Origin of the sequence: Henriciella sp., from assembly GCF_029937755.1 — a bacterium.
Classification (GTDB): Bacteria; Pseudomonadota; Alphaproteobacteria; order Caulobacterales; family Hyphomonadaceae; genus Henriciella.
In genome coordinates, this window is the sequence record NZ_JAPYPG010000001.1 from 104,229 (window position 1) to 115,700 (window position 11,472).

At 62.4% G+C, this 11,472-nt stretch carries 10 protein-coding genes; all 10 read right to left on the reverse strand.

Annotated features, from left to right (window positions below; translation table 11 throughout):
* Positions 1-70: 70 nt before the first annotated feature.
* Positions 71-1,600 (reverse strand): pitrilysin family protein, encoded by a 1,530-nt coding sequence (locus Q1K29_RS00505; protein ID WP_300390080.1) that lies wholly within the window; start codon positions 1,598-1,600, stop codon positions 71-73.
* Complete coding sequence (locus Q1K29_RS00510) at positions 1,597-2,964, reverse strand: pitrilysin family protein (protein ID WP_300390083.1); 1,368 nt, start codon at positions 2,962-2,964, stop codon at positions 1,597-1,599. The genes Q1K29_RS00505 and Q1K29_RS00510 overlap by 4 nt, the downstream gene beginning before the upstream one ends.
* Positions 2,965-3,014: 50 nt before the next feature.
* Entirely contained in the window at positions 3,015-3,482 is a 468-nt protein-coding gene (locus tag Q1K29_RS00515) for a DUF3035 domain-containing protein (protein ID WP_300390085.1), read from the reverse strand.
* A gap of 25 nt (positions 3,483-3,507) precedes the next feature.
* Positions 3,508-4,065 (reverse strand): signal peptidase II, encoded by a 558-nt coding sequence (lspA, locus tag Q1K29_RS00520; RefSeq protein WP_300390088.1) that lies wholly within the window; start codon positions 4,063-4,065, stop codon positions 3,508-3,510.
* The gene (ileS, locus tag Q1K29_RS00525; protein ID WP_300390091.1) at positions 4,065-7,007 is read right to left on the reverse strand and encodes an isoleucine--tRNA ligase; all 2,943 of its coding nucleotides are present in this window, start codon (positions 7,005-7,007) and stop codon (positions 4,065-4,067) included. The genes lspA and ileS overlap by 1 nt, the downstream gene beginning before the upstream one ends.
* A 211-nt stretch (positions 7,008-7,218) precedes the next feature.
* Complete coding sequence (locus tag Q1K29_RS00530) at positions 7,219-7,719, reverse strand: hypothetical protein (RefSeq protein ID WP_300390095.1); 501 nt, start codon at positions 7,717-7,719, stop codon at positions 7,219-7,221.
* A gap of 74 nt (positions 7,720-7,793) precedes the next feature.
* On the reverse strand, positions 7,794-8,720 hold the full coding sequence (gene ribF / locus Q1K29_RS00535; protein ID WP_300390098.1) for a riboflavin biosynthesis protein RibF: 927 nt from the start codon (positions 8,718-8,720) through the stop codon (positions 7,794-7,796).
* Between the two features lie 11 nt (positions 8,721-8,731).
* Positions 8,732-9,163 (reverse strand): MaoC family dehydratase, encoded by a 432-nt coding sequence (locus Q1K29_RS00540; protein WP_300390101.1) that lies wholly within the window; start codon positions 9,161-9,163, stop codon positions 8,732-8,734.
* A gap of 55 nt (positions 9,164-9,218) precedes the next feature.
* Positions 9,219-10,073 (reverse strand): TIGR01459 family HAD-type hydrolase, encoded by an 855-nt coding sequence (locus Q1K29_RS00545; protein WP_300390104.1) that lies wholly within the window; start codon positions 10,071-10,073, stop codon positions 9,219-9,221.
* Positions 10,074-10,121: 48 nt separating this feature from the next.
* Positions 10,122-11,348: an EAL domain-containing protein gene (locus tag Q1K29_RS00550; RefSeq protein ID WP_300390107.1), complete on the reverse strand. Its 1,227-nt coding sequence runs from the start codon at positions 11,346-11,348 to the stop codon at positions 10,122-10,124.
* Positions 11,349-11,472: the final 124 nt, after the last annotated feature.

An 11,472-nucleotide genomic window follows, 5' to 3' on the forward strand; every position in this document is an offset into this window, starting at 1 on the left:
GCTTCGTTCTCCCAAAGAGAAAGGGCGGCCCGGCAGGCCGCCCTCCCATCAATTCACAATGTGCAGCAGCCTAGCCGTGATCCGGGTTCGGCATGGCCTTCGTTTCTTCTTCGTCGTGCTCTTCTTCATCGCCTGCATCATCAAGCGAGATGTTAAGCCCGCCGGGCAGGGTCGCTGTCTCCTCGATGCCCTCAGGCTCGCCGACCACGACAAAGGTGAACTTCTCCGGCTGGAGGTATTCCGCCGCGATGCGGTTCACATCCTCAAGCGTTACGGCTTCGACCAGCGCATTGCGGCGGTCGAAATAATCCACGCCCAGCTCTTCCAGACGCACGCTCATCAGATTGCCCGCAATCTTCGAGTTGCTGTCGAAGGAAAGCGGATAGGAGCCGGTGAGATAGGCCTTGGCATCCGACAGCTCGGCTTCGGTGATGCCGTTCCCGGCAATGTCGGCCATGTTCGCCTTCACGCCATCGATAAACTCGGCCGCGCTCTCATTCTTGGTCTGGCCGCCACCGCCCCAGGTGTTGAGGTGGTCGCCGGTCGAAAGGCCGGTATAGACACCATAGGTCAGGCCCTTCTCGACGCGCAGATCCTTCATCAGCCGGCTTTCAAAGCCGCCACCGCCGAAGGTGTAGTTCAGCACATAGGCCGGGAAGAAATCGTCATCGTCGCGCGCAATGCCTGGCGCGGTGAAGGTGACGAGGCTTTGGGGCTGCGGCAGGTCAACGACCAGCGGCGCATCCAGCGGATCATTGAGCGCGACATCCTCGATCGGCTCGAGATCGGCGCTCTCCGGCAGGCCGGAAAAAGCCTCATCAAGCAGCGGTGCCAGCTCTTCCGGCGACATCGCACCAACCGCTGTCACCAGCAGGCCGTCCTTGACCATCAGCTGGTTCTTGCGCTCGCGCACAAGCTCCGGCGTGATCGAGGTGATGCTGTCCTCGCTCGTGATGCGCGAGAAGGGGTGGTCCGGCATCAGGGCAGCGTTCCGCGCCTGGCCGGCCAGCCAGCCCGCACTGGTCTCGCGGGTCTTGATGGAGATGAGTTGCTCGCGCTTGAAACGCTCAAGCGGATCGCTGTCGAAGCGCGGCTCGTTCAGGGCGAGCGCCACCAGGTCCATTGCCTCTTCGGCATTGTCGCTGAGCATGCTGGTCGAGCAGTAGACCATCTCGTCGCCAGCCCCGCAGCCGAAGCTCATATTGAGCTCTTCCATACGGGTCGCGAAAGCCAGCGAGTCGAGGTCGCCAGCGCCTTCATTCATGAGATAGCCGACCGCGTCGGTCAGCCCCTCAAGGCCTTCCGGGTCCGTCGCCTCGCCCTGCTCCCAGGCCGCACGGACCGAAAGGATCGGGATGGAGGGTTCCTCGACCAGCCAGACCGAAATGCCGCCCGGCGTGGTGAATTGCTGGATCGTCGCGAAGTCGCCCTCATGGACCTGCACATCCAGGCCTTCCGGCTCAGCAGGCTCTGTCACCTGGCTGGTTTCAGCCTCTCCGGCGTCGAACGAAGCGTCCGTCGCAGCGGTTGTTTCGCAGGCGGCGAGCAGCAGTGCCGAAGCAGCAGCAGCGCCGAGAAGCGGTTTCAGGGTGAGTTTCATTGGTCACTCTCCTCATCGGCCGGCAGGAGATGGGCCTCGATATAGTTCTTGTCGTCTGCAAGCACGCGGCGAAGGGCGTCGATCGCGTCTTCCTTCGTGATCGCGCGAATATCGTCGGGATAGGACATGACGTCCTCGATCGTGCCGCCGACTGCGAGGGTGCGGCCATAGAGATTGGCCATGCCAGCCTGGCTGTCACGCTGGTAGATAGCGCTGGCGGCCAGCGAATTGCGGGACCGTTCGACTTCCGCGTCGGTGAAGCCGTTCTCCAGAACGTCATTGACCACGGCCATGTAAGCGGTCTCCAGCTCGTCGAGGCTCACACCTTCAGACGGGGACGCAGAGAGAACCGCGGGCGCGGTATCATGCAGCGACAGCCACGCGCCGGCAGAGGCTTCCACGGCGATCTTCTGATCCTCGACCAGCGCCTGGTAGAGGCGGCTGGTGCGGCCGCCGCCCAGCACATCGACCGCGACGTCGAGGGCGTAGGCGAAGTCCTTGTCCTCGCTGTAGGAGGTGGCGAGATACCAGCGCTGCCATTCAGGCTGGCGGACCTTCGGATCGCTATGGGTGATCAGCTGCGTCTCTTCGAGCGGCTGGACCTCTTCCCATCCGCGCTCGGCAGGCGTGGTGTCTGCGACCTCGATCTGGCCGTAGGTCTGCTGTGCGAGGTCCAGCACGTCTTCGGGCTCGACATCGCCGGCCACCACGAGGATGGCTTCCGACGGCGTGTACCACTTATTGTAGAAGTCGAGGCCGTCCTGCGGCGTCAGCGCGGCGACCTCATCCATCTCGCCGATGACGGTGATGTTGTAGGGATGGTCCTGGTAGAGCGCGCTCATCACCTGCTCCTGCAGGATGACGCCGGGATTGTTGTCGATGCGCTGGCGGCGCTCTTCCTTGACGACGTCGCGCTCGGAAATGAACGGGCCTTCGGGATCATCATTGATGATGAGATCCGTCATCCGCTCGGCTTCCAGCTCCATCATCCGCTTCAGCTGGTTCTTCTCGACCCGCTCGTAATAGGCGGTGTAGTCCCAGGAGGTGAACGCGTTGAGCTGTCCGCCATTGCGCTGGACAATGGTGGTGAATTCTTCGGGACCGATATCGTCGGTCTCCTTGAACATGACATGTTCGAAGAGGTGCGCGATGCCGGACTTGCCGGGATCCTCGTCAACCGCCCCGACCTTGTACCACACCATGTGCGTCACGACCGGTGCGCGGTGATCCTCAATGACAACGACGTCCATGCCATTGTCGAGCTCATAGGTGGTCGGATGCCATTCGGCTTCCGCCGTATCGGCCATGGCGGGGCCGGCCGACATGGCTAGCGTCGCCAGACCTCCCGCAAGAAATGCTCTCATCTTCACTCTCCGGTCTTGAGTCTGGAACCCTGTCTGAATGGCCCGGCCTTTTATGTGCCCGGCAGTTTGACCTTGTCGCTACTGCCGCGTGCGATCGTCACCTGTTCGTCGCCCGTGGCGCTGTCCTCAACGGTCCCGTCACCACGATAAGACAGGATCTGGTTGGCATCGTCGGAGGACTTCCGCACCGTGCCGGCTTCCTCATAATCGACAACGGAGCGGATGGTCGGGCTGACAGCGTTCGCGCCGGCGGCAGCGACCAGCGCCTTCTCGGCAGCGCTTGCGTCGGCGCCAATGCTCGTCCCGAAGGCAGCTGTTGTCGGCGCACGGCTCGTATCGGCTTCGGCTGGCACAGAGGTTCCGGCCGGCGGCGGGCGCAGGCTGTACTCCGGCGGCACCGACAGCGGCGCCTTGGTGACAACACGGAACTCGTCAGGGCCGGATGCAGTGTTGCCACCGCAACTGGCCACAGCAAGGATCGCCCCCATCGCCGACATCGTCAAAATAGCTCGTCTCATTGGCGTCCTCATCTAATACAGGCTCTCAGGCCCCCTGTTTACCTTCGGGGCTCGATCGCGACATTAAAAACTGATCGAGAAACAGCAAGACCGCGCCGACAGTTATTGCCGCGTCCGCGATGTTGAAAACCCATGGAAAGCCCACGGGCCAGCTGCCGATATGGGCGCCGAACCAGGGTCCCGAGAAATCCAGAAAATCGACCACGGCCCCGAAGCGGATCCGGTCGATCAGGTTGCCGATGGCGCCCCCCACGACCAGTGAGAGCGACAGCGCGGTTAACCAGCGCTCCGCCCGCAACAGCCAGTAGACAAAAGCCACCGCGATCCCGCTCGTCGCCAGAACCAGCACCCAGCGCATCCAGCCGTCCGACTGCAGCGTGCCGAAGCTGATGCCGCGATTCCAGAGCATGGAGAGATCGAAGACCGAAGACAGTTCGATCCGCCCGCAGGTCACCGTGACATCAAGGCAGTCGATCGCGTTGAAGGCCGGTGTCGACAGGACCGCCCATTTCGTGAGCTGGTCGGCGATGACCACAAACGCGATCAGCGCCAGCCAGACGGACCGGTTCCCGGGCCCCACCATCAGGCAGCGCCCCGCAGTTCCCGCACCGCCGCCGCATCGCGCGGCGTGATGTCAGGGAAACCAGCGTCAGCGGTCGCCGGGTCGAAATACTTCCAGCTGCGCGCACACTTGATACCGCTTGCCTTGGCCGGAACCACCGAGACCCCCGGTGTATCTTCCAGCCGGTAGGCATCGCCCGGTCCTTCGCCATGGATAAGTTTGGCGCCCGAGGTGATGAAGATATCGGCCGCGCTCTCGCCCTCGAAGGCATCGATCAGCGCCTTGTCCTCGATATAGACTTCCGGGCTGGCTTCGAGTGAGGCGCCGATCCGCTTCTCGCGGCGTTCGACTTCCAGCGCGCCTGTGACCACACGGCGAACCTTGAAGATCTTCTCCCAGCGCTCGGCATGCGCGGCATCGAGCCAGCTTTCCGGGGTGTCCGGGAAAGTCAGCAGGTGCACGCTGTCGGCGCGATCTGCAAAGTGGCTCATCAGGAAAGCTTCTTCGGTCGTGAACGGCATGATCGGGGCAAGCCAGGTCACCAGCCGCTCAAGGACGAGGCTCATCACCGTGCGGGCCGACTTGCGGCGAAGCTCCGAGGGCGCGTCACAATAGAGGCTGTCCTTGCGGATATCGAAATAGATCGCCGACAGGTCCACACCGCAGAAGTTCAGCATGGCCGACATGACGCGCTTGAAGTCGAAAGTCTCATACGACTTGCGCACCAGTGCATCGCTTTCGGCGAGGCGATGCAGCACCCAGCGTTCGAGCCCCGGCATGTCCTTCGCCTCGACGGCTTCGTCTTCGCTATAGCCCTCCAGCGCGCCGAGCAGATAGCGCAGCGTGTTGCGCAGGCGGCGATAGCTTTCGGCATTCGTCTTCAGGATATCGTCTGAGATGCGAAGGTCTTCGGTGAAGTCGGAACTCGCCGTCCAGAGGCGCAGGATCTCGATGCCGAACTGGTTGGCGACCTGTTCGGGCTCGACGGTATTGCCGAGCGACTTCGACATCTTCTTGCCCTCGGAATCGACGATGAAGCCGTGGGTGACGACATTCTTGTAAGGCGCCATGCCACGCGTCGCGCAGCATTCCAAGAGCGAGGACTGGAACCAGCCACGGTGCTGGTCGGAGCCTTCGAGATAGACATCCGCCTGGCCGGTGTCTTCTTCTATGACGCCGCGGTCGCGCAGCGTGAAAGCGTGGGTCGTGCCGCTGTCGAACCAGACGTCGAGCACATCGGTGACTTTCTCCCAGCCTTCGGGATCGGCGATGCCCTCAAGGAATTTGGCCGCATCTGCCGAGAACCAGGCTTCGACGCCTTCGGCGGCAATCGCATCGAGGATGCGTTTGTTGACTTCGTTCGCCTTGTCCTCATCCAGCGCATAGGTGTGCGGCTGGCCATCCGGGCTGACGAGCAGCGTGATCGCCACGCCCCAATTACGCTGGCGCGAGATCAGCCAGTCGGGGCGGTCAGCAACCATACTCGTGATGCGGTTACGCCCCGAGGCCGGGACGAAGCCCGTGCCTTCCAGCGCCTCAAGCGCCAGGTCGCGCAGCGGCGCAGTGCCGTCAGAGCCCGGCTTGTCCATGGCGATGAACCATTGCGGCGTCGCCCGGCGGATGACCGGCGCCTTGGAGCGCCAGGAGTGGGCATCGCGGATCATGGTCACGCCGCGCGAGAGGAGATTTCCGGCCTCGGTCAGCAGGCGCATGACCTCCTGATTGGCCTTGCCTTCCTGCCCGCGCTTCTTGCCGGAGGTGCGGATGATGTCGAGCCCCTGCAGGGCGTCCGGAAGCTCGTCATGTTCGTAGACGCCGTCTTCATTGACGATGTCACGGATGTCGGACGCCTTGTGACCGCTCGCGATCCAGACGAGGAAGTCATCCTCGCCATGCGCGGGGGCTGTGTGCACGAAGCCCGTACCGGCGTCATCGGTGACGTGGTCGCCTGCGAGCATGGGGATGTCGTGCTTGTAGAAGTCTGAGAGTTCGTGGAGCGGATGAGAGAGCGTCCAACCGGTTGGGTCGACGTCTGAAACCCGCTTGAAGGACGACACTTTCGCGCTGTCCATGACGGACTGTGCCAAGGCGTCCCCCAAGACATACTTGTCGCCAGCCGCAGCGAAGGGCGCGAAACCTAATTCTTCTTCGCTCATCACGGTCTCGACCTCGTATAGGCCATAGGAGATCGATTTGTTGAAGCTGACGGCCTGGTTGGCCGGGATGGTCCACGGCGTGGTCGTCCAGATGACGACCGAGAAGTCTTCGCCCTGGACCGGGAACTTCACCCAGATCACCGGCACCTTGCGGTCGTGGTATTCGACTTCCGCCTCCGCCAGCGCGGTGCGCTCCACCGGCGACCACATGATCGGCTTGGAGCCGCGCACGAGCCGGCCCGACATCGCCACGCGCAGGAACTCCCGCACGGTCGCGGCTTCAGACTCGTAATTCATGGTCAGATACGGGTGGTCCCAGTCGCCCTCGACGCCGCAGCGGCGGAAGCCCTGTTTCTGGACCTCGATCCATTTCTCGGCATAGGCACGGCAGGCGCGGCGGAATTCGTCGCCCGGCACATCGTCCTTGGTGCGGCCCTTGGCGCGGAACTCCTCTTCCACCTTCCACTCGATCGGCAGGCCATGGCAGTCCCAGCCCGGGATGTAGGAGGCGTCATAGCCGAGCATCTGGTGGCCGCGCACGACAAGGTCCTTGAGGATCTTGTTCATCGCGGTGCCGAGATGGATCGGCCCGTTCGCATAGGGCGGGCCGTCATGCAGGATGAAGGGCTTGGCGCCGCGCGCCTTCGCGTCTTCGCGCATACGGTCGTAAAGCCGCATCTCGTCCCAGCGCTCGATCCATTTCGGCTCGGCCTTCGGCAGGCCGCCGCGCATGGGAAATTCGGTTTTCGGCAGGAACAGCGTATCGCGATAGTCGCTCGCCGTGTCCGTCTTCGTGTCGTCGCTCATGGTGTAATCAGTCTCGAACCAGCAGTGTCTTCTTCAGGCGAAAAGGAAATATCCCGGCTCTGCGTGACGCCCCCTGTCCGGGGCCGATCATCGCCGAGCCGGGCGGCTAATTCGAATGATGTATTGGGCGGCGCGCATCATCATGGCCGCAGGCTCTAGCAGAGGGTTCGCCCCCTGTCATCTGCCTGACGGCAAGCCAGCGCAGACCCGCCTACTCGCCTGCCTCGGTAAACTCGCCGAACATCTCGATGACGCGTGGTGTGATGACGTGGAAGGTGCTCATCTCGAACGTGATGTTCTCTTCCGCCATGCCCTTGTCGAGAATGAGATAACGCTCGACGGCAAGCACGTCTTCCTCATCATCGTACCAGAGCTTCACCGCAGGGACCTGGGTGTTGAGCTTGTTGACATTGGCTGGCGTGACGGTTGCGTCTGCATTGTAGCGGGAGACAAGTTTGATGCCCTTGCAGATGCCCGCCTCGCAGGCATTGCCATAGACGAAATAGGTCATGTCCGGCGCCTTGACGCGCAGCAACGGGACGCCTTCCCCGGCATCAAACGTTTCCTCCACCGTATGGTCCAGCGACTCGGCATACCGGACCAGGTCCGCTTCGGTCACGCTGGTCACAACAGTCGGTTCCTGCGCGGTCGCTGGCGCGCTCATCAAAGCGACCCCCATCGCCGCAACAGCCGGAATTACTACACGTTTCATTTGAATCCCCTCTTCGGTTCGCGGGGCAAATTGCTCCGGTCTGCGCCCAAAGTCACCCCCGCCGCACAAAAAAATCAGGACTTTCCGTCGAGTAGGGCGCGTGCTTCACCCGAGTCCTTCTTCATCTGCTCGACCATCTCGTCGAGCGAGGGGAAATGAAGCTCGGGACGCAGGAAGTGGTGCAGTTCAACTTCCAGGAAGCGGCCATAGATGTCGCGATCGAAGTCGAAAATGAAGGTTTCCAGCAGCGGGTCGCGCACACCCGTCGTCGGTGTCCGGCCAAAATTCGCGACACCCGGAAGCCAGTCGCCCTGCCGGTCAATCCGGACCCTGACGGCATACACGCCATGACGCGGATGGATCAGTTCGCCGAGATGCAGGTTGGCCGTCGGGAAATCGATGGTACGCCCGCGCTGTTCGCCGCGCTCGACGATACCATCGGCAATCCAGGGATGGCCAAGCATCTGGGCGGCCTTTTGCGGCTCGCCGGCAATCAGCGCTTCGCGGATGGCGGTGGATGAGGCCTTCGCCGTGCCGTCACCCTCGACCTTGTCGACCACCGTCACCTCGAAGCCGAGCGACCGGCCGAGCGAGGACAACCGGGCCGCGTCGCCCATACGTCCGCGCCCGAAACGGAAGTCGAACCCTACTGCGACATGCGCCACGCCCAGCCCGTCAGCCAGGACCTTGCGGCAGAAGTCCTCGTCCGTCATCGAGGCCATATCGCTGTTGAACGGCAGCTCGAAGACGCCCTTGGCGCCAAGCTCAATCAGGCGGGCATTGCGCCGCGCCGGCCGGTAGATGCGGAAGGGCGGGTCGTTGGGACGGAAATAGGCGCGCGGCGGCGGCTCGAAGGTCGCAACGCCAAGCGGCATGCCCTCGATCCGGGCAGCATCGATGACCGCGCGGTGGCCGGGGTGAACACCATCGAAATTGCCAAGCGCAACGGAATACCCGCGTGAGCTCTGTGGCAGATCGCTATAACCGGCATGGACGGCCATTTATGGGCCTCCTAGTCTTCCCGGCTCGGCACCATCACCTTGGCTTCACCGCCAACGACGACCTTGTCGCCGACCGAGCAGGTGATCTTCAATGTAATGCGGTTGCCGCGCTCGAACATCTCGGTGATCTCGGCGCGCGCGACGACCGTGCTGCCGATGAAGACCGGACGGCGGAAGCGCATTTCGAGATGCGTGAAGATGGAGCCAGGCCCGGGAAGGTCATTGCCGAGAATGCCGGAAATGTATGAGGCGGTCAGCGCGCCATGGGCGATGCGCTGGCCGAACGGCGTCTTCTTGGCATATTCCTCATCCATATGGATCGGATTGTAGTCGCCCGAGACCTTCGCGAAGAGCTGGACATCCTCTTCGGTGATCGTATGGGACGTCTCGTGCGCCATGCCGACGCTCAATTCCTCGAATTTGTATCCATCCTTGGCACTCATCAGCCAATCTCCGAATCTAAAAGCCGCAGTCTGTTACAATGACAGCGCAGCGGCGTCACCACCTCAAGGCCGGCATCGCGTATTGCGCAGCCGTATCATACTGGTCAAGCAGGGCCCCAACCTCAGCTTTAAAATTGTCACCATGTTCGGCAAGCCCCGTGCCGACATAAAGCGCGTCGAATCCCTGCTGGGCCGCACCGCGCATGTCGGTGGCCGGGCTGTCACCGATGCAGAGCACGCGTGACGGCTTCTCGCCGCGGATCTCCGCAGCCCGGCGGATGGCGAGTTCGTAAATCGCCGAATGCGGCTTGCCCGGATAGATGACGCTGCCGCCCTCTTCCTCATAGATCGCGGCCAGCGCGCCAGCACACCAGACCAGCTCGTCACCGATACGAACCTTGATGTCCGGATTGGCGCAGATCATCGGGATGCCACGCTCGACGCCGGTCTTCAGCCGCTCGCGATAATCTTCGGGATGGTCGTTTTCCTGATCACGCACACCAATGCAGAGCATCGTGTCGGCCTCTTCCGGCTCGACGAAATTCAGGCCGAGCCCCTTGTAGAGGAACTGGTCGCGCTCCCAGCCGGCATCGACACCGAGGCGCCAGATCTTCTCATCGCGGCGTTTTGACAGCTCTTCACGGGTCGCATCGCCGGAGGAAACGCAGTCGTCATAACACTCCCGCGGCACGCCGAGCGGTTCGAAATAGGAGATGACCTGCGCCTTGGGCACCGGCGCATTGGTGATCAGCACGACAGTGCCGCCGCCCTCCCGAAATCTGGTGAGGGCATTGCAGGCGTCATCGAAGGCATGCCGTCCATTATGGATGACGCCCCAGACGTCACACAGGATGGTGTCGTAATTCTTCGCGATCCCGGCGAGGCCGGAAGGATGCTCGGGTCTGGTCATGGCCGCTCAGTACTCAGGCGCACGCAGGCGGTCAAACCTGCTTGCGCATCAGCCGAAGGCACCGAGCTTGGCGATGAACTCAGCCGGCGGGGCCGTCGCTTCCATCAGCGAGGACTTGATCGGCTTCGGCGCGCCGAAGACATGGCCCTGGCCATAGGGGATGTCGTATTCGAGAATCTCGACGACGCTGACCTCTTCTTCGAGCTTTTCGGCAATCAGCGTCACGCCGAAGCGGGAGCAGACAGCCGACACTTCATCGCCATCGAGCTGGCGGTGCACATTGGAGACCGGGCGCGGACCGTTGGGGTCGCGCAGCTGCTCGATCAGCTCGCCGCCATTCATCTTCACGAAGCGCACACCGGCATCCTGCAGGCGCGGCAGGTCGACCGACAGGTCGCTGGCATGATCGATGGAGAAGCGGAAACCGAGCGCGGTCAGCTTTTCCATGCCTTCGCGCATTTCGCGGGAGCGATTCTCGAACCGGTCAGCCGGGATTTCGAAGATCAGCGCGCCCGCAAGGTCGCGATTCTCGCGCATGAATTCGAGGAATTGCGGGAAGAAATACGGGTCGGTCAGCGAGTTTGCGGAGATGTTGCAGAAGACACCGACGCGGCGGTCACGCTCCGACAGGCGGCGCACGATCTGCACGCAGCGGAAGAGCATCATATTGTCGATCACGCCCATGAGGCGGGCGCGGCGGGCAGCATCCAGGAACTCGGCCGGAAGGATCAGCGACCCGTCCGGGCGGCGCAGGCGGGTGAAGCCTTCATAGAAGGCCACACGGCGCTGCGGCAGGGAGACGATGGGCTGCAGGTGCAGGTCCACCCGGCCATCGTGCAGCGCGTCCTTAACAGTGCGCAGGACCGCATCTTCCTGCGGGCGCACCTCGTTGACGGCAGTCTCTTCCAGTTTCGTTTCGAAGCTCTTGGAGAGGCGATCGATCAAGCCTTCAAGCTGGCGCATCTCGCTGACCAGCGCGTCGCGGCGTTCGGTGAGCTCGTGCTTCAGGGTGGATTCGACGCTCTCGGCGCGGGCCTCGACCATATCCATACGCTCACGCGTGTTGACCTGGGCGCGCTCAAGGCGCTCCATCTTCTCGTCGGTTTCAGCAGATTTGGAGACGTGCGCGATCAGCAGGTGAAGCTGGCCCAGTATGACGGTCAGGACCGCCCCGAGGCCAACGGAAAGCGGAATTCCAACACCGGCATAAGTATAAAGGCCAAGGCCCAGCGCTGCACCAAGCGCTACATAGAAGATGAACAGTATACCAATCATATTGTTATCAGCCCCGTCATTCGCCGAACCTTAACAAATAGCTGCCAAGAGTTAACGAATTCGTAGCTTTAGGCCTGATTTGGGGTGGATGCCAATGGTGCGGGCAGTTGCGTCCACAGCGTGT